We start from the raw sequence: 19251 nt of genomic DNA on the forward strand, positions 1-19251 counted from the left end.
GGTTTGTGTAAGTATATACTGTTTGTTTGTAAAGATACAATTTAGTAAATATAGAATACTGGTTTAATATTCGTTTTTAATCTTCGCAATAAGTTGTTTAAGCGCTTGTCCTCGATGTGAAATCTGACTTTTATGCTCTTTTGTTAACTCTGCAGCGCTACAATTTAGTTCGGGTACATAAAATAAAGGATCATAACCGAAGCCACCTTCACCTCGTGTTTCATTTAAAATGATGCCATTCCACTTTCCTAAACAAATAATGGGTGTTGGATCATTTTCATGTCGCATGAACGCTAATGCGCAATAAAAATAAGCGGTACGTTTTTCACTTGGTACATTTTTTAACTCTTGCAATAATTTTTGATTATTGCTTGCATCGTTACCATGTTCGCCTGCATAACGGGCAGAATAGATCCCTGGTGCGCCACCAAGCGCATTAACCACTAATCCAGAATCATCAGCGATTGCTGGTAATTTAGTAAATTTAGCTGTATGTCTTGCTTTTAATATCGCATTTTCAATAAAGGTTAAACCAGTTTCATCCACCTCAGGTACATTGAACTCTTTTTGTGCAACAACATTAAAACCAGCATCGGCTAACAGGTTTTGTAGCTCATTAACTTTACCTTGATTATTCGTTGCTAAAACAATTTTTTGCATTTTAATTTCCTTACCATAACTGGTTTGTCAAATATTACCATTAGTGAATTTTATGTAACAGCCGTTATTTAATATATGAATATTTTCAAAAATCAGGCTCGCATGTAAAAGTCATGCTTTCCCCTGTTTTAGGATGATTAATTGTCAGTGATTGGGCATGTAACAACAATCTTTGAGACATCGAAAATGCCTCAGGATGTGCATAAAATTTATCTCCCAAAATTGGATGCCCAATAGCTTGCATATGCACACGTAATTGATGTGAACGTCCCGTAAACGGAAATAATTTAACTCGGGTAGTATTATTCTCATTTCGTGAAATAACTTGATATTCAGTTAATGCATGTTTACCGTTTTCAAGATCCACCATTTGCCTTGGACGATTCGGCCAATCACAAATTAAAGGTAGTTCAACTTGTCCGGTATCTTGCTCAAGATGCCCATATACCACAGCAATATAGGTTTTTTTGGGGATCCGTTCACGAAATTGTTTTTTTATGTCTCGATCGGCTAATTTAGATAGCGCTGCAACCATAATACCACTGGTTGCCATATCTAAACGATGAACCGATTCAACATAGCTGTATTTTTGTTGTAACCGGTGAATAATACTATCAATAAATTGAGGTTTATTACCTGATACAGATAATATCCCAGGCTGTTTATTAACAACGACAATATGGTCATCTTGATGTAGGATAGAAAGCCAAGGGTCAATAGGGGGATGATATTCCAAAAGCATTTATATATGACAATTCTTAAAATAAAATTGTCATATATTCTAGCAAACTCAACAAAAAGCGCCAGTTTTATAAAAGCGGCGCTGGTTTCAAATTATATTTTCTTTGCTGGAAAGAATTGGGAAATTAATATGGTTAGACCGACAAAAAGATAACAAGCAAAAATAATAATCATCCATTGAGACATTTCGATGGTTAAAAAAGTCCAAATTTTATCGGCACATGAGCCATAGGCATTAAACATACTTGGTAACCATTGATTTAAAGGTAACCAAGATGGAAACTGAACATTAATTGCACAGGTATCACTGAAATTAGGTTCAAATTGTAAATGAGCGTGAAATGTTGCTAACATAAATCCTTTATACGCACTAAATAACCAAACCAAAATTCCGACTAATCGAAAAATATAATTATTAGGCTTAATTAGTCCGATAATACTTGCGATCATAATTCCAAAAATAGCACAGCGTTGATAAATGCATAATGTACAAGGGGCTAGATCTAACACATGTTGAAAAAAGAGCGCTGTTAATTCAAAAATAAAGGTAGAAAGGAATAATAAAAACCAAGCAGCTCTGCCATTTGAGTAATGATTGAGTAGTGATAACATACTATTTTATTCCTCCATATTCCGTTATAATTACTTATCTTTAATTATATCGAAAGTAATCTATCTAATTTTTAAGTGATGCTAGTGTAGTTTATTTTCGGATAATGTAAACGACTTTTATATATTGATGGCGGATTAATCACTTCTTATGGATTCAAACGTTCCACAAACAAAATTGCAAGTCTCATTTGTCACAATTTCTGAAGAAAATGCGACACAACGAATTGATAACTTTTTAATTACACACTTAAAAGGTGTACCTAAAAGTATGATTTATCGCATACTAAGAAAGGGTGAGGTGAGAGTTAACAAAAAACGCGTTAAACCTGAATATAAATTAAATAATGGCGATGAGATTCGTATTCCTCCTATACGAGTTGCTGAAAAAACAACACCCGAAATTTCAACTAAGCTTAATAAAGTTGCTGATCTGGAAAAAGCAATCATCTATGAAGATGATGTGATTTTAGCCATTAATAAGCCTTCTGGTATTGCCGTTCATGGCGGTAGTGGTTTAAGTTTTGGTGTCATTGAGGGGTTACGCGCATTAAGACCCGAAGCAAAGTTTTTAGAATTAGTTCATCGAATTGATCGTGAAACATCGGGTGTACTATTAATAGCTAAAAAACGTTCCGCATTAAAAGCGTTACATGAGCAGCTTAGACTTAAACAGATGCAAAAAAATTATTTGGCATTAGTAAAAGGAAATTGGCCGTCAGAATGTAAAGTGGTGCAGGCGCCATTACTTAAAAACGTATTAAAAAGTGGTGAACGTGTTGTCAAAGTTGATAAAGAAGGAAAGCCTTCTGAAACGCGATTTAAAGTTGAAGAGCGATTTGATTTTGCAACTTTAATTAAAGCCAGTCCAGTTACAGGACGTACTCATCAAATTCGAGTTCATACTCAATATGCTAACCATCCAATTGCTTTTGATGATCGTTATGGTGATAACCAATTTGATATGCAACTGGCAAATACCAAGCTTAACCGATTATTTTTACACGCGGCTAATGTGAAATTTATTCATCCGAAAACTTTACAAGAAATGCAGTTACATGCACCTATGGATGATAAGTTGCAAGCATGTTTAAATCAGCTTAGAAATGATAAATATCAACAAACAGAATCATTAAAATAAAAAGGTAGTAAGTGCGAATGAAAGATCTCAATTTATACTTAATTAGACATGGGCAAACAGAGTGGAATATTAAAGATCAGATGCAAGGATCGCAAAACTCTCCTCTTACAGAACAAGGCGTTTTAGGGGCTAAAATAACAGGGCAATATTTAAAAGATGTCCCTTTTTTGCAAGCATATTCCAGTACTCAACAACGTGCTATAGAAACACGTAATTATATCGCTAAGGAAAATATTAAAGATATTCCAACATTTGAACTGTCTGATTTGCAAGAAATGGATTTTGGTGATTGGGAGGGTAAACATGTACCGACTCTTAAAAAGGAAGTGCCAGAATTTACGACTTATTTAACCGATCCTGCTAATTTTGATGCTTCTGTCAATAAAGGTGAAAATTATCTTGATGTTCTAACGCGTATGAAACAAGGACTCAATACGATAATCCAAAATGCACCACAAAATACGGGTAATATTTTAGTCGTTTCGCATGGAACGGTATTGCGGTTATTACTTTGCGTATTAAATGGAGGTGATTGGCGTTTACACCGTGATGATCAATACTTTCCGCGCATGTTAAATACCAGCATAAGTGTTGTTAATTATCAACAAGCGGATGATGAGTCAGAAGGAAAATTTACGGTTAAATACTATAACAATGTCGATCATTTAACGGATAAATAATCGGTGATGTAAATTTTTTATTATCTCTCAAATAATGTGTTTAATAACATAAAATGAGAGATAATAAGCCTATCTAGCGTTTATCTTTTACTGTATTGTGCGTAACGTTGTTGTAGCTGTTGTAACTGTTTAATTCGAGCCTCAATCCTCGAAATCATGATTTGATCGCCTTTCGTTTGGTTTTTAGCGTTTTGTAATATTTGGATTGATCGTTGAAATTGTCCTTCAAGTGCAATCAGTTCTGCTTGAGCACTCATTTCTCTTGCTCTTGAATGCGATCCCCCATAAGCTAAAATCAGCAACTCCCAACCATTAGTATCATCATTGTGATCAAAAGTATATCGATGAAGTAGACTTATGGCTTGTTGATAATTTTTATTTTTCACATAAGCATTAGCCAAATTGAGTTGTAATGCTGAGCTATTTGGCGATTTTTTTAATGCCGTTTGTAATCGATTAATTGCATCATTATTGTTATTTGTACTTAAATCAATATCCGTCATTAAATCTATATACCAAATATTATTAGGATCATTATCTAATAATGGTTGCAGTTGTTGTTTTGCTCTTTGATAATTGCCACTTCGGTAATCTGCTAGTGCATAACCATAAACGATGGCAATTTTGCTTTGTTCATTATTGAGTTTTTTGTAATCTTCGAGTAACAATTTGCCTGTATTGATATTATTACTCATTAAAATAGCTAATCTTGCTTTAGCTAAATAATAATTGAGTGATGGGGCAATATCTTTTTTAGAATATTGCATTGAGCGATTTCGAATATCGGATAAACGGCTATTGGGTAATGGGTGAGTAAGTAAAATTTCTGGCGGCTTACTACTAAAACGAGTTTCATCAGCTAACTTTTGCAAAAACTCCGATGAAGCATATGGATCAAATCCTGCTTTAGCAAGTGTTCTTAGACCAACACGATCGGCTTCTTGTTCATTACTTTGTGTAAAACTAATCATGCTTTGCGTTGAACCCGCCATAGCACCTGTCATTACCATCATCCCAGCTTCTGGATTGGCTAATGCTAATAATAAAGAACCTAATGTGGCACCCCAGACATAAGGGCTGTTGCGATTTTGGTTTTCCATTGCCCTAGCTAAATGGCGTTGAGTAACATGACCAATCTCGTGAGCCATGACAGAGGCTAGTTGGCTTTCATTATTGGTATCCAATATTAATCTAGAGTGAATAACCACATTACCGCCAAAAAAAGCAAATGCATTAAGTACATTGCTTTTCATAATATAAAAGTGAAAAGGTGTTTGTACTGATTCCGATTTTAAAACTAATCTTTTACCTAAATCATTGATATATTGATTTAAAACAGGATCATTAATGATAGGGGCATCAGCGCGTAATAGCCGCATATAATAATCACCCATCTCCATCTCTTGCCCTATACTTAATGTTGAAGCAGCAGCAGTACCTATATCAGGAAGGTTGATGTTATCGGCATAAACTAATGGGGCATTTTGTAATAATAACGATGTAGATAGTACCAATGCGACTGCTTTTTTTAACATTGTTTCAACCTATAGAGATAAGAATATTAACTGATTACTATTTTAGCCGAAAAAAAGGACAATTTCACTTTGAATTGCTCATCAACTGTTAGGTATATCAGGGGTTAATGATAAAAAATAATAAATTATTGGAATACTGCGGCTCGAATTTTTTCGATATCAACATTTTCGATGTATTTGACAATATTAGGGTAAACATTATAGTGATGACCAAATTCAGGTTTCATTAATTCATTAATAGCTTGAGATTTTGACCAATTTTGGAAGACTATACGATACATAGCTACAGCAACACCCGTGCGATCACTACCATGCCAACAATGAATTAATATTGGTTTGGGCGATTGATTAATGGCTTTTAGTATCTCAATTATTTTTTCGTCAGAAATATTTCCTGCTCGTATTTTGATCCAAACTTCAGAAAGATCCGTATTTTCTAATTTATCGCGATCACTATGCAGTAACCGTAAGTTAATTATGGTTTTAAAGCCTAACTTTTCAAGATATTGTATCTGTTTTCTGGTTGGCTGTTCTGATCGTGAAAGATCATCGGATATTTTATAAAAATTATCGGGTAAATTATCACTCGGTTTCATATTAGATTGACAGCCTATTATCATCAAGCAGACACAACACAGCATTAATGAATTTGCTAATTTTACTTTGATAAAATCATAACAAGATCTTAATTGTTGTGTTGTGTATAGCATAAATAGATACAATTTATTAATTTTTAAGCCAATTGACGACGGTTTTGGATAAATTCAATGATGTTTTCAATTTTCACCATCTCTTTATCACCACCACAACGATGTTTATATTCCACTTCGCCATTATCCAGATTTCGTTCACCAATAACAATAGTATGCGGGATCCCAATTAACTCAGCATCTGCAAACATCACACCTGGTCGCTCTTTACGATCGTCAAACAACACATCAATACCTGTTGCTTGTAAATCCGCATAAAGTTTTTCTGCCGTTGCTTGTACTTTTTCAGATTTATGCATGTTCATAGGAATAATGACAACACTAAATGGCGCGATGGCTTCTGGCCATACAATTCCACGCTCATCGTGACATTGTTCAATCGCTGCAGCTACAATACGACTTACGCCAATGCCATAACAACCCATGATCATAACGTGGTTTTGTCCATCCTCACCTTGAACGGTTGCTTTCATCGCTTCTGAATACTTCGTTCCAAGTTGGAAAATATGCCCAACTTCAATGCCACGTTTAATTTGCAATGTGCCTTTACCATCTGGACTAATGTCTCCTTCAACCACATTACGAATATCTTCAATGCGCGGTAGGGCAACGTCTCGTTCCCAATTGATATTAAAGTAATGTTTATGATCAATATTGGCACCCGCACTAAAATCACTCATTACTGCGACATCTCGGTCAATAATGATTGGCATATTAAGGTTGATTGGACCTAATGATCCAGGGCCAGCATTGACAATAGCGCGAATTTCTTCGTCAGTTGCAAATTCTAGTGGTGAAGCAACAATGTCAATTTTTTCAGCTTTGATTTCATTTAAAGTATGATCACCACGTACCAATAATGCAACTAATTGATGACCACTTTCTTTAGTTGCTTTTACCATTAATGTTTTAACGGTTTTTTCAATTGGTAAATTGAACTGTTGAACTAATTCATCAATGGTTTTGGCGTTTGGTGTATCAACAATTTCCATTGTTTTAGTCGGTGCTGCACGGTTTTGAGTTGGCGCTAATGCTTGTGCCATTTCGATATTGGCTGCATAATCCGATTCAGTTGAAAAGACAATATCATCCTCACCACTATCAGCTAAAACTTGGAATTCGTGTGACCAATTACCTCCAATAGATCCTGTATCGGCGCGTACGACTCTAAAGTTTAAGCCAGCACGAGTAAACACGGCACTATAAGCTTTGTACATGTCATCATAAGTTTCTTGTAATGATGCTTGTGAAGTATGGAATGAATAAGCATCTTTCATAATAAACTCACGTGAACGCATTACCCCAAATCTCGGGCGAACTTCATCACGAAATTTGGTTTGAATTTGATAAACATTCAACGGCAATTGTTTATATGAACTAACTTCATTGCGTAGTAAGTCGGTAATTACTTCCTCATGCGTTGGTCCTAATACAAAGTCACGATTACCTCGGTCTTTAATACGTAATAGTTCTGGACCATATTGTTCCCAACGTCCACTTTCTTGCCAAATATCAGCAGGTTGAACAACAGGCATTAATACCTCAATTGCTCCCGCTTTATTCATCTCTTCTCGGACAATGTTTTCAACTTTTTTAAGTACACGATAACCAGTTGGCAACCAAGTATATAAACCGGCCGCAACTTTTCGGATCATACCGGCACGTAACATTAATTGATGACTAATTACTTCAGCATCAGCTGGTGTTTCTTTTAACGTAGAAAGAAGATATTTACTGGTTCGCATGAATTTATCCCGAAAAATAATTTACTTATAAATATACTAAAAATGCTTGCTAGTTTAGCAGTACCCAGCGCAACACTAAAGTAATTTTATCGTTATTTTTGATGTGAAATAGATAATAAGACCATCAAAACAGTATCAAACAAAGCAAGTTACTTGCGATAAACGCCAAATCTAATTCAAAAGTATCATGCATTATAAATTGGGGGGTATTGTGAAATTGCAGGCAATTTTATAAAAATTTAGTATTAAAACTGATACTTTAATTTTTTGGGACACAATAAGTATCAAAATAGATATTTTTTCAAAAATATATCATGTTGATTATATTAAATTTTTTTAGTGTTTGTGTGACGTAGATCACGTTGATAAAGAGATTAAATTGATATCATACGCGCAAAATTTTAGACAAAGGAGTAGTTCAATATGGGCCAATTAACCATTAACGAGGGTATAACAACTTCTAAAGAGGATGCTGCGTTATCTAAATGGCGTAAAAGCGATACTTTATGGATGTTGAGCCTTTATGGTACTGCAATTGGTGCAGGGGTATTATTTTTACCAATTAATGCAGGTGTAGGTGGTTTGATTCCATTATTAGTGATGTTAATTCTCGCTTTTCCTATGACCTTTTTTGCTCACCGTGCTTTATGCCGTTTTGTATTGTCAGGTAAAAGTAGAGACGGGGATATCACAGTCGTAGTTGAAGAAGCGTTTGGTCGCACGGCAGGAAATTGGATAACGGTACTTTATTTTTTTGCTATTTACCCCATTTTATTAGTATATAGTGTAGGTATTACTAATACCGTCGATAGTTTTATGGTGCACCAACTGGGTATGGCGTCACTACCAAGAGCTTTGTTATCATTTATTTTGGTCGCTTTTTTAATGTCGATTGTCCATTTTGGTGAAGAGCTTATTGTAAAAGTTATGTCCATTCTGGTGTTTCCTTTCATCGCGGTATTAATGATTTTGGCATTATTTTTAATTCCTGAATGGAATGGCGAAATTTTTAATAATATTTCTTTTAGCAGCAATGGTTACAGTGGACACGGTATTTTAATGACACTTTGGTTGGTTATTCCTGTTATGGTTTTTGCTTTTAATCATTCGCCAATCATTTCTTCTTTAGCTGTTGCTAAACGTAAAGAATACGGTGAAAATTATGCCGAATCAAAATGTACTAAAATTATTGCAGCAAGTAATATTATGATGGTTGCAACGGTGATGTTTTTTGTGTTTAGTTGTGCACTTTGTTTATCGCCTGCAGAACTTTTAGAAGCAAAAGCGCAAAATCTTTCAACGTTATCTTATTTAGCGAATCGTTTTAATTCGCCAGTTATTGAGTATATTGGTCCACCAATTGCATTTATTGCTATGGCTAAATCGTTTTTGGGGCACTATTTAGGTGCGAAAGAAGGATTTAATGGTATCGTGAATAAAGCTTTACGTAGTCGTAATAAAACACTATCTGAAAAGAAACTTGAAAAACTTGCTGTAACATTTATGTTTTTAACAGCATGGGGCATTGCAACGCTCAATCCAAGTATTTTAGGTTTAATTGAATCACTAGGTGGCCCAATTCTTGCAGTACTATTGTTTATAATGCCAATGTATGCAATTCATAAATTACCCGCATTAGCACAATATCGTGGCAAACTCAGTAATGGGTTTATTGTGATTATGGGATTTATTGCGATTTCAGCCGCTATTTATAATTTAGTTTAAAAGATCCCATTATTTATCATAGTTGATTTGATTTTTTATGAACAAAACCATCGGCATTAGCCGATGGCTCGTATTCTTTAATAGGCAAAATAGTTTTAATAGTAAATTTGCTCCTTGTCCATTTCGTTGCAATAGTAAATTTATGAAGATTTAAACTTACGCAACACAGTTGCGTAAGTATCAAAAAGGGAAAAATATGAGTTCGGTATTTGAAATATTTAAAATTGGTATTGGTCCTTCAAGTTCACATACGGTTGGCCCGATGAGAGCCGGGAAGGCATTTATTGATCAACTGATTAGTAATAACATGATGTCATCGGTAACCAAAATTGTGGCTGATGTCTATGGCTCTTTATCGCTAACTGGTAAAGGTCACCAAACAGATATCGCTATCATTATGGGACTTGCTGGCGAAAAACCTGATATGGTGAATATTGATAATATTCCATCTTTTATCGAAAAAATCAGTCAGACACATCGCTTACCGATTTATGATAATCGCTACGAAATCGATTTTCCTCTTGCTAGTTGTATGGTGTTTCATTCTAAATTTTTACCTCTCCATGAAAATGGTATGACGTTGAGTGCCTATAATGGTGAAACGCTCCTGTTTCAGAAAACCTATTATTCAGTAGGGGGCGGTAAAATTGTAGAAGAAGAACAATTTGCAAAGCAAAAAACCGAATCAGTAAAACTGCCTTATCGTTTTTCTTCTGCTGCACAATTATTGAAACATTGTGAAGATAATTCTTTATCAATTTCCAGTATTATGATGAAAAATGAGCTGCAATTTCATTCGTATGAAGAAATTGAAGATTACTTTTCACGCGTAGGGCAAACTATTTTAGAATGTATCAAACGAGGTATGAATACAGAAGGTTTATTACCTGGGCCACTTAAAGTGCCACGCCGAGCTTTTTCTCTTTATCGACAGCTATCTACAACCAAAGATCAGATCATTAGTGATCCAATGGTGATCATTGATTGGGTTAATATGTTTGCACTTGCTGTGAGTGAAGAAAACGCAGCAGGGGGGCGTGTGGTTACGGCTCCAACTAATGGTGCTTGCGGTATTATTCCAGCGGTATTGGGTTATTATGATAAATTTATTAACCCAGTTACGCCTGATATCTATATTCGATTCTTTTTAACTTGTGGTGCAATTGGTCAACTTTATCAAATGAACGCTTCTATTTCGGGCGCGGAAGTTGGTTGCCAAGGTGAGGTAGGTGTAGCTTGCTCAATGGCTGCGGCAGGATTAGCTGAGCTTTTAGGCGGAAATCCCGAGCAAGTTTGTATGGCTGCCGAAATTGCGATGGAACATAATTTAGGTTTGACTTGCGATCCTGTCGCTGGACAAGTGCAAGTGCCATGTATTGAGCGTAATGCTATTGCAGCGGTGAAAGCTATCAATGCCACAAGAATGGCGTTGAGACGAATAACGGCAGCAAAAGTAACTTTAGATAAAGTAATTAAAACAATGTATGAAACGGGTAAAGATATGAATGCTAAATATCGAGAAACATCTCGAGGTGGATTGGCAATTACGGTACATTGTAGTTAAGAGCCCATTTATTATCTTCGCCTTTTTTATAATTGGCGAAGATAAAAATTACGTTATATCCTTAGTTTTAGCGTTTTATTTTTTGAATTTTTTTTAGTATTTCCAGCGCATGGTATTCACTTTAGAGCGCAAAAAATCATTTTCAACAAGTACGTCAACGTTTTCTGTGTTTGTTGCTCGTTTTTTTCTTTTCCGTTTTGGTTGGTCTGCTGAGGTTTTGTGAATGACTTCGTTGTAGGCAAGTAAGTTATTAAGCTGATCGAGTTCGCCTAATCCTTTAAGAACTGAAATTAATGTTTGTAATGTGATTGATTCGCCTTGCTCAATACGTTTTATTGTTGCTATACCAATTTGAGATTTGTCGGCAAGTTCTTGTTGCGATAAATTTTTTTCGATTCTAGCCATTTTTATTCGGCGACATAACAATTTTATCATGTCGTTAATTTCATTCATGAATAATCCTTACTGGGTAAACTAAAATTTAAGGTTATTTTTATAGCTAAACATGTAATATATCATTTAAACTTTCAATGATATCACTGGCTAATAAACTATATTTATTATGTCTTTTTAAAGCAGCATCACCGGCTAATCCATGTAAGTAAACACTTACTGGGGCTGCTTTTGTCGGCGATAAATGTTGAGCGATAAGTCCTGCTATTATTCCCGTTAAAACATCGCCCGTCCCCCCGGTAGACATACCATTATTTCCGGATTGGTTAATATAAGTGGCGTGTTCAGGTATTGCGACAATGGTTTTTGCATCTTTTAGAACACAGATTACGTCAAAGTCTTGTGCAAATTTTTTAGCTGTTGTGATGAGATTAGATTTAATATTTTCAATCGGTAGATTGACTAACCTAGACATTTCGCCCAGATGTGGCGTGACAATAACCGTTGACTGAGCTTGTTGAAGTAATTTTAAATTGGTAGCCAAGGTATTAAGTCCATCAGCATCAATAATTATAGGAATTGTAGCGTATTGCAATACGTGCGCTAGGATTTTATGAGTATCATCGGATACGCCCATTCCTGGTCCAATCACAATGACTGAAGCCCAATTTATTAATTCTTCGAGGTTTTTTATATCAATTTTATTGGGAATATATGGCGTAAGTAATACTTCAGGTAGTTGTGTCAATAAAATATCACGATTGCATATTGGTGTGTAAATACGTACTAACCCTGCACCGGTTTTATAAGCGGCTTTAGCCGAAAAGAACGCCGCTCCGGACATATTTTCTGAACCAGCAATAATCAAAACTTTACCATAGCTACCCTTATGGCTATTATTTGAACGGCATGGCAGTAATTGACTCAACTCATTAGATTGATAAGTATAATGACTTGCTGGGGTATTTGCATAGATACCAATATCTGCAATCGTGACTTCACCAGCTAATTCAGCTCCAGGATAAAGTGATAAACCAATTTTTGAATAGGCAAACGTTACCGTTTGTTTGGCCTTGACTGCAATACCAAGAATTTTACCTGTATTGCTACAAAGTCCTGAGGGAATATCAACAGCAAGCACTTCAGCATTACTTTGATTAATCAATTCAATCGTATGAAGAAAGTCGCCAGTGACAATACGATTAAGTCCTATACCAAAAATGGCATCAACAATAGTTGTATATTTGGCAAACGAATCAATGGGTGATGTTACAAAGGTAATATTATAATGCTGGGCTATTTTAAGTTGCTGTAATGTTTCATCGGAAGCATTTTCTGGCTTACCAATTAAATAAACATCCACATCAATATGTTGCAATTTAAGTAGGCGAGCAACAGCAATACCATCACCACCATTGTTACCGTATCCACATACTACAGCTACTTTATTTAAATTATAGTTATTGAGTTGGTTCACAACGGCTAGTGCCGCGCGTTCCATGAGTACTAGAGAGGGTAAGCCAATTTCATTTGAGGTATAAGCATCGTAATGCTTCATTTCAGACGAGGTAACTAAGTATTGCATGATACTGCCTCTTTCTGTAAATGAGATGCCACATTAAGTGGCAAAATCATACAGGTAAATTAATCAATGATTAGATTAATGATTGTTCATTCATTTGCTTTTTTAACTGTTGTTTTTTTAGGCTTTCTAATATTTTATTATGTATTCCGCTAAAACCGCCATTACTCATAATTAAAATGGCATCAGTCGGTTTAGCCGATTTTGTTATCATTTCGACAAGTAAATCGATATCGCCAGACCAATATGCAGGCTGAATACAACCATCAACAACATCCGCTACTAACCATGGTAATTGTTCAGGTTGGAATAAGTAAACTTCATCAGCACGACCAAGTGATGGCGCCAACTCATCTTTTGATACTCCAAGCTTCATTGTATTTGAACGAGGTTCAAGAACGGCTAAAATTCGGCGATTAGCGCCAATTTTACTACGTAATGCTTCAAGTGTTGCCAAAATTGCAGTTGGATGATGGGCAAAATCGTCATATATTTCAATATTATTAACTTCACCATAAAGTTCTAACCGTCTTTTGGCATTGATAAATGAACCGAGTGCTGCACAAGCATCTGTCGGCTTAATACCAACATTATGAGCTGCAGCAATAGCCATCAACGCATTATGCATGTTATATTCACCGACTAAAGAATATTTTACTTCGCCCACTTTTTCGCTATTGTAATAAACCGCAAAATGGCTGGCATCACTGTTAATACGTTGCGCTAACCAACCTGTTTCAGATTCCGTAAAGCTTTGTTCGCTCCAGCAACCTTTAGCTAGTACTTGTTTTAAATTAACATCATCTTGTGGCGTGATGATAAGTCCTTTACTTGGTACTAAACGAACTAAGTGGTGAAACTGCTTTTGGATTGCAGCAAGATCATCAAAAATATCAGCATGATCAAATTCTAAATTATTCATGATTAATGTTTTAGGGCAGTAATGCATGAATTTTGAGCGTTTGTCAAAAAATGAACAATCGTATTCGTCAGCTTCAATAACAAAAAAATTACCTTCGCCTAATCTTGCCGATACATCAAAATTACCAGGTACACCACCAATAACAAAACCTTGCTTATAACCTTGTTTTTCTAAAATCCAATTGACCATTCCAGCAGTGGTTGTTTTACCATGTGTACCTGCAACCGCGATAACCCAACGATCGCGTAAGACATTGTCATGTAACCATTGAGGAGCTGAAATATAAGGAATATTATTATCAAGCACATATTCAACACAAGGGTTACCTCTTGATAACGCATTACCAATGATCACTAGATCAGGGGTAGGAGTCAGTTGTGAGGGATCATATCCTTCAATAATATCAATATGCTCTTTTTGTAAGAGTGTACTCATCGGCGGGTAAACATTTTTGTCTGAACCCGTTACGTGATGACCCTGCGAACGGGCTATTAATGCAATTCCTGTCATAAATGTGCCACAAATTCCTAGAATATGAATATGCATTTTTAGTCCTTAACTTTAATAAAATGTACTGATAATAATATCTGTTTTGTTATCACTGTCGTTTTGATTGGCAATTGGATGTAATTCCGAAATGTCCAGATAATTATAGTCGATTTTTATGGCTTATGCGATAGGCCATAAATATCGAATCAATAATTTTGCCATTTGATTACCTCGAAATTCATCTACCATCAGATGATAAACGATTTTGACATTTTTTAATGATTGATCTGGCCATTGTTGCAAATTAGCATTAAATAATATCCCTTCAATCACCGGTCCCCCTTTTTGGGGTTCCAAAACCAATCTAAGATGTTTTTCTGCAAATAAGCGCTGTTGATGAATGATAAATTCTCCATCAAAAATAGGCTCAGCAAACCCTTCTCCCCAAGGTCCTGCTTCTTTTATATGTTTTGCGATCGCATAATTAAAATCTTTACCATCAATTTCACCATCGGTTTCAATAATTGGTTCTAGTGATGTCTTAATTAATTTTGTATTGATTAACTCTTCAAAACAATTTTTAAATTGTTCAAAATCTTCTTCACGAATGGTTAAACCTACCGCCATTGCATGACCACCAAAACTTACAATTAAATTAGGGTATTTCTGATCAAATTCATCTAATAAATCACGGAAATGTATTCCTGCAATTGATCTTCCCGATCCTTTTAAAAAACCGTCTGATGTTGAAGCAAATGAGATAACGGGTCGATAATACTTATCTTTTAATCGGGCAGATAAAATACCAATAATACCTTGATGCCATTCAGGATGATAAACAATAAGTATGTCAGGAATGGCTGTTGCTTGATTTTCAATTTTTTGAATAAATGATAATGCTTCTTTATGCATAGTTTGCTCAATCAACTTGCGATCATTATTGAGCATATCAAGATTTTTGGCTTGTTCTAAAGCAGTATCAAAATCATCACAAAGTAACAATTCAACACCTAAAGACATATTATCCATTCTTCCTGCCGCATTTAATCGGGGGGCCACATAAAAAGCGAGATCGGTTGCAGTGAAAGAAGACTGCTCTTTTTTAGCAATTTGCAATAAAGCTTTTATTCCTTCACAACAATAGCCTGATCGAATTCGATTTATGCCTTGATGGACTAATATTCGATTATTGTGATCAAGTTTTACTACATCAGCAATAGTACCTAAAGCTACTAAATCGAGTAAATTAGTAACATTGTATGGCGTTAAATTTTTCTTTGTATACCAATCTTCCTTACGTAATTTTGCCCTTAATGCTAGCATAAAATAAAAGGCTACCCCGACGCCCGCCAAATGTTTAGATGGAAAAGCACAATCAGGTAAATTAGGATTGATTATGGCATCAGCATTGGGTAACTGTTCTGGACAGAGATGATGATCAGTAATAATCACCATTAAATTAGCTTGCTTTGCATACTCGACCGCTTCAACAGCAGCAATACCATTATCAACAGTGATAATTAAATCCGTGTGTTGTGAAATAGCTTTTTTTACTACGCTTATACTTAATCCATAGCCATCTTCAAAGCGATCTGGAATAATATAATCAACAAATTGACAGCCCATTTTTCTAAGTGCTGTGACCATTAATGCCGTACTTGTTGCCCCATCGGTATCGAAATCACCGACAACGACAATGCGTTTATTCTCTTTCATTGCCGAATAAAGAATTTCAACAGCGTTTTGTGTCCCATCCAATTTATCAAAATTGCATAAATTTTGCGTAGTATAATCAAGTTCATGCATGGTTTTAATACCACGCAATGCGTATATTCGTTGCAATAATCGCGGAATATCTTGTGATAACTCAGGAAAAATTTCAGGTAATTTTCGATGTAATATTTTGGTTTTATTCATATTATAAATGTTAGCGTCAAAACGCTAACATATGTCTTTATATTCGTTTTAATTAATGATTAAAATTGATTAGTTAAATATTACTTAACCGATTTTTTATTTAAAATAGTCAGTAATTTATCAGCAGGAACATAGCCAGAAACAAGTTGACCATCAGCTAAAACAATGGCAGGTGTGCCAGTAATACCAATTTGTTTGCCAACGTTAAATTGTTGGGTTACATAAGGTATCATACTGCTTGCCGGAGAGATAGGATTATCTTTGTAAGCATTTTCAAAAGCAGCTTTACGATCCGCTACACTCCAGATTGATTGCATGTTTTTCCCAACTTCGCTATCTGCACCAGCACGAGGAAAAGCAAAATAGTGCACTGAAATACCCGCATCTAAATATTTATTAATATTTTCATGCAATAACTTACAATAATGACAAGTATAATCGGTAAATACCGAAATAACATATTTTTCATTGTTAGCTTTATAGACAATAGCATCTTTCTCAATAGATTTAATTAATTTAACATTGTTACTATTGGCTATATTTTGTGGTTCATCACCTTGTACATCAAAAATAGGTCCTTGAGTTAAGTATTTACCATCATCAGAAACATAAAAAATACCATCAGGCGTAATCACGGTTTTAAATCCATTTACTGGACTATTCTCAATTTTTATATCTTTGGATTCATAACCTAATCGGTTTAAGCTTTTTGTAATATCTGTATTAGCTGCTAGTACTGAAGTTGAGATTAATGCCAAACCTATACTTAAAACTATTTTCTTCATTTAATTATCCTTATTTTGTTGAGAACTACGCTCGAGGATGATGTTTGCTGTGTAACTGCTTTAATCTTTCCGTTGCTACATGTGTGTAAATTTGAGTGGTTGATAAGCTACTATGACCGAGTAGCATTTGTACCACGCGCAAATCCGCGCCATGATTAAGCAAATGGGTTGCAAAAGCATGTCGAAGTACATGGGGGGAAAGAGCCTCAATATTAATGCCGGTTAGTATGGCATAATATTTGATTCTATGCCAGAAAGTCTGTCTGGTCATTTTTTTTCCTAATCTGCTTGGAAAAAGTACATCAATTGCACCATTTTTCAAAAGATCATTTCGAGCATATTTAAAATAATATTCTAACCAATAAATCGCTTCTTCACCAAGTGGTACTAAACGTTCTTTGTTACCTTTACCGATGATTCGAACGACACCTTGACGTAAACTGACATCACTTATTTCTAAATTAACCAATTCAGAAACACGTAAACCTGTGGCGTAAATAACTTCTAACATGGCTTTGTCGCGAAGCTCGATAGGGTCTTCAATACTAGGTGATTCAAGCAAAGCATCAACTTGTGATTCAGTTAAATCTTTAGGCAGTTTTTTGGGTAATTTAGGTGATGATAAAACTGCAGAAGGATCATCAGTACGATAGTTTTCTTGATAAAGATACTGAAAAAATCGTTTAGTTGCACTGAGTAAACGTGCAGAGCTGCTGGCTTTATACCCATCTTGAACTCTCTGCATTAAAAAATTCTGTAAATTATCCGTTTGTGCGGTCAATAACGTTACATCTTGTTGTTGCAGTGATTGACTTAATGCTATTAAATCAAGTTTATAAGATGCAATAGTATTTTCAGCTAAATTGCGTTCTAGCCATAGTGCATCTAAAAATTGTTGTATTAACAGTTTATTTTGTGCTGGTATATTTTTATCAGATATCAAAAGTCATCTCTACTATTAATTTATGATAATTATTATATACCAACTGAGGATAAGTTGCAGATAGGTTCAGATTATAGGCTGGTATAATACTTTTTCGATATTCAATTATTCTATTTACCCCATTTTTTTACTTAAACGTATAGTTAACCTGAAACTTTTTGACAAAATCATTTTATTAAGCGGGTTATACTAATTTTTGTAAACACATTAGCATCTATTTTTTTATTGTATACCATTAACTGCATAACGTTACTTAATGTCTAAAGTTTTAAAATAAACAGATCTAAAAAGTTTGATATCGGTTTTTTGTTCAAATATCATTACTTTTATAATTAATCCTTGCTAAGAACATCAATCTTTTCAATTCGAATTTTGTTACAGCATACCTTTTAGTAAAATGATCTATTTTGATTATAAACCCACATTTCGTAATATATTTATAGGTTCACTTACAGTTAAATTTATAAACAATTATCATTAATACTATTAAATAAATAATGATTTTTTTGAATCATTATTTATAACATTTATCTATAATAACTTTTTCTTCAATTGATTTTTCAGGGTTGTTACTTAAATCATCTAAAATTTCACCTAAACATTGACTGCGTTGCTTACTTACTTGCAGCATATTTTGTTCACTTAATGTTAGATTGCTCTTTTTCTCTAACATGATAATAATAATTTTATATATTTGAAAAATTCTTATATATTTATTAAATATTAAAGACTCAACATCATCAAAAGAAATTTTCGTTTTATTATATTCCTTTCTTTTATCATCTTCCTCACTCAATTGAAGGTCAGTAAACAAAACTTCAGGAGTTGGATAATTACGTAATAAAGGAATAAAAAACTCAGGGTAAGGGTAATCCTTTTTTATTTTCTCAAAATCTTTTTGAAAAGACTGTTTTTGTTCTGACGAAAGTGATGATATTTTTTCTTCAAAAAAATTTGCACATTCTTCAATATCGTAACTAACAACCAAATTCAGATTGCAATAAGAATGAGTGTGTGCAAATGATTGGTTATTAATAAAAACAAACAATAAGGGTATTAAGATTTTATTCATCAACTTGCAAAGTTGCGACAATATTATCTCCATTTATA

General features: G+C 34.6%; 17 protein-coding genes. 4 read left to right on the top strand and 13 right to left on the bottom strand.

What is annotated here, in order from left to right; translation table 11 throughout:
* Positions 1–63 precede the first annotated feature (63 nt).
* The 3 genes from H3S73_RS11450 to dsbB form a co-directional block, all read right to left on the bottom strand.
* Entirely contained in the window at positions 64–660 is a 597-nt protein-coding gene (locus H3S73_RS11450; protein ID WP_198228631.1) for an XTP/dITP diphosphatase, read from the bottom strand.
* 85 nt (positions 661–745) lie between these two features.
* Entirely contained in the window at positions 746–1402 is a 657-nt protein-coding gene (rluA, locus tag H3S73_RS11455; protein WP_144093266.1) for a bifunctional tRNA pseudouridine(32) synthase/23S rRNA pseudouridine(746) synthase RluA, read from the bottom strand.
* 92 nt (positions 1403–1494) lie between these two features.
* Entirely contained in the window at positions 1495–2013 is a 519-nt protein-coding gene (gene dsbB / locus H3S73_RS11460) for a disulfide bond formation protein DsbB (RefSeq protein ID WP_065738401.1), read from the bottom strand.
* Between the two features lie 148 nt (positions 2014–2161).
* On the opposite strand from dsbB, the gene rluC reads away from it, so the two are divergent.
* Both rluC and H3S73_RS11470 read left to right on the top strand, forming a co-directional pair.
* Positions 2162–3151 (top strand): 23S rRNA pseudouridine(955/2504/2580) synthase RluC, encoded by a 990-nt coding sequence (rluC, locus tag H3S73_RS11465; RefSeq protein WP_086326235.1) that lies wholly within the window; start codon positions 2162–2164, stop codon positions 3149–3151.
* 17 nt (positions 3152–3168) lie between these two features.
* On the top strand, positions 3169–3831 hold the full coding sequence (locus H3S73_RS11470) for a histidine phosphatase family protein (protein WP_198236680.1): 663 nt from the start codon (positions 3169–3171) through the stop codon (positions 3829–3831).
* An 80-nt stretch (positions 3832–3911) separates the two neighbouring features.
* Here the strand turns inward: H3S73_RS11470 and H3S73_RS11475 are convergent, their stop codons facing one another.
* The 3 genes from H3S73_RS11475 to proS all read right to left on the bottom strand — a co-directional run bounded on the left by H3S73_RS11475 (position 3912) and on the right by proS (position 7821).
* Entirely contained in the window at positions 3912–5366 is a 1455-nt protein-coding gene (locus H3S73_RS11475) for a M48 family metalloprotease (protein ID WP_198236681.1), read from the bottom strand.
* A 125-nt stretch (positions 5367–5491) separates the two neighbouring features.
* Entirely contained in the window at positions 5492–5962 is a 471-nt protein-coding gene (locus H3S73_RS11480) for a tyrosine-protein phosphatase (protein WP_172398422.1), read from the bottom strand.
* Between the two features lie 137 nt (positions 5963–6099).
* Complete coding sequence (proS, locus tag H3S73_RS11485; RefSeq protein ID WP_198236682.1) at positions 6100–7821, bottom strand: proline--tRNA ligase; 1722 nt, start codon at positions 7819–7821, stop codon at positions 6100–6102.
* Between the two features lie 423 nt (positions 7822–8244).
* On the opposite strand from proS, the gene H3S73_RS11490 reads away from it, so the two are divergent.
* Together H3S73_RS11490 and H3S73_RS11495 are read left to right on the top strand one after the other, a co-directional pair.
* On the top strand, positions 8245–9546 hold the full coding sequence (locus H3S73_RS11490; RefSeq protein WP_144093274.1) for a serine/threonine transporter: 1302 nt from the start codon (positions 8245–8247) through the stop codon (positions 9544–9546).
* A 196-nt stretch (positions 9547–9742) separates the two neighbouring features.
* Positions 9743–11110 carry an L-serine ammonia-lyase gene (locus H3S73_RS11495; protein ID WP_198228635.1) on the top strand — a complete coding sequence of 456 codons (1368 nt, stop codon included), beginning with the start codon at positions 9743–9745 and terminating at the stop codon, positions 11108–11110.
* A 93-nt stretch (positions 11111–11203) separates the two neighbouring features.
* Here H3S73_RS11495 and H3S73_RS11500 read toward each other — a convergent pair whose 3' ends face one another.
* The 7 genes from H3S73_RS11500 to H3S73_RS11530 form a co-directional block, all read right to left on the bottom strand.
* Complete coding sequence (locus tag H3S73_RS11500; RefSeq protein WP_086326914.1) at positions 11204–11563, bottom strand: helix-turn-helix domain-containing protein; 360 nt, start codon at positions 11561–11563, stop codon at positions 11204–11206.
* 46 nt (positions 11564–11609) lie between these two features.
* Positions 11610–13088 carry an NAD(P)H-hydrate dehydratase gene (locus H3S73_RS11505; protein WP_198236683.1) on the bottom strand — a complete coding sequence of 493 codons (1479 nt, stop codon included), beginning with the start codon at positions 13086–13088 and terminating at the stop codon, positions 11610–11612.
* A gap of 70 nt (positions 13089–13158) precedes the next feature.
* Entirely contained in the window at positions 13159–14553 is a 1395-nt protein-coding gene (gene mpl, locus H3S73_RS11510) for a UDP-N-acetylmuramate:L-alanyl-gamma-D-glutamyl-meso-diaminopimelate ligase (RefSeq protein WP_198228637.1), read from the bottom strand.
* A 123-nt stretch (positions 14554–14676) separates the two neighbouring features.
* Complete coding sequence (gene recJ / locus H3S73_RS11515; RefSeq protein WP_198236684.1) at positions 14677–16413, bottom strand: single-stranded-DNA-specific exonuclease RecJ; 1737 nt, start codon at positions 16411–16413, stop codon at positions 14677–14679.
* Positions 16414–16493: 80 nt separating this feature from the next.
* Complete coding sequence (dsbC, locus tag H3S73_RS11520; RefSeq protein ID WP_086326910.1) at positions 16494–17198, bottom strand: bifunctional protein-disulfide isomerase/oxidoreductase DsbC; 705 nt, start codon at positions 17196–17198, stop codon at positions 16494–16496.
* A gap of 25 nt (positions 17199–17223) precedes the next feature.
* A complete protein-coding gene (xerD, locus tag H3S73_RS11525; RefSeq protein ID WP_198236699.1) occupies positions 17224–18123 on the bottom strand; it encodes a site-specific tyrosine recombinase XerD in 900 nt (299 codons plus the stop codon).
* Positions 18124–18655: 532 nt separating this feature from the next.
* Positions 18656–19213 (bottom strand): hypothetical protein, encoded by a 558-nt coding sequence (locus H3S73_RS11530; RefSeq protein ID WP_198236685.1) that lies wholly within the window; start codon positions 19211–19213, stop codon positions 18656–18658.
* Positions 19214–19251: the final 38 nt, after the last annotated feature.

Origin of the sequence: Gilliamella sp. B14384G12, assembly GCF_016101825.1 — a bacterium.
GTDB classification, from domain to species: domain Bacteria; phylum Pseudomonadota; class Gammaproteobacteria; order Enterobacterales; family Orbaceae; genus Gilliamella; species Gilliamella apicola_N.

Bases quoted from the DNA above. Each gene is read 5' to 3' on its own strand.
- H3S73_RS11450 (WP_198228631.1), bottom strand. From the start codon at position 660: ATGCAAAAAATTGTTTTAGCAACGAATAATCAAGGTAAAGTTAATGAG.
- rluA (WP_144093266.1), bottom strand. From the start codon at position 1,402: ATGCTTTTGGAATATCATCCCCCTATTGACCCTTGGCTTTCTATCCTA.
- dsbB (WP_065738401.1), bottom strand. From the start codon at position 2,013: ATGTTATCACTACTCAATCATTACTCAAATGGCAGAGCTGCTTGGTTT.
- rluC (WP_086326235.1), top strand. From the start codon at position 2,162: ATGGATTCAAACGTTCCACAAACAAAATTGCAAGTCTCATTTGTCACA.
- H3S73_RS11470 (WP_198236680.1), top strand. From the start codon at position 3,169: ATGAAAGATCTCAATTTATACTTAATTAGACATGGGCAAACAGAGTGG.
- H3S73_RS11475 (WP_198236681.1), bottom strand. From the start codon at position 5,366: ATGTTAAAAAAAGCAGTCGCATTGGTACTATCTACATCGTTATTATTA.
- H3S73_RS11480 (WP_172398422.1), bottom strand. From the start codon at position 5,962: ATGAAACCGAGTGATAATTTACCCGATAATTTTTATAAAATATCCGAT.
- proS (WP_198236682.1), bottom strand. From the start codon at position 7,821: ATGCGAACCAGTAAATATCTTCTTTCTACGTTAAAAGAAACACCAGCT.
- H3S73_RS11490 (WP_144093274.1), top strand. From the start codon at position 8,245: ATGGGCCAATTAACCATTAACGAGGGTATAACAACTTCTAAAGAGGAT.
- H3S73_RS11495 (WP_198228635.1), top strand. From the start codon at position 9,743: ATGAGTTCGGTATTTGAAATATTTAAAATTGGTATTGGTCCTTCAAGT.
- H3S73_RS11500 (WP_086326914.1), bottom strand. From the start codon at position 11,563: ATGAATGAAATTAACGACATGATAAAATTGTTATGTCGCCGAATAAAA.
- H3S73_RS11505 (WP_198236683.1), bottom strand. From the start codon at position 13,088: ATGCAATACTTAGTTACCTCGTCTGAAATGAAGCATTACGATGCTTAT.
- mpl (WP_198228637.1), bottom strand. From the start codon at position 14,553: ATGCATATTCATATTCTAGGAATTTGTGGCACATTTATGACAGGAATT.
- recJ (WP_198236684.1), bottom strand. From the start codon at position 16,413: ATGAATAAAACCAAAATATTACATCGAAAATTACCTGAAATTTTTCCT.
- dsbC (WP_086326910.1), bottom strand. From the start codon at position 17,198: ATGAAGAAAATAGTTTTAAGTATAGGTTTGGCATTAATCTCAACTTCA.
- H3S73_RS11530 (WP_198236685.1), bottom strand. From the start codon at position 19,213: ATGAATAAAATCTTAATACCCTTATTGTTTGTTTTTATTAATAACCAA.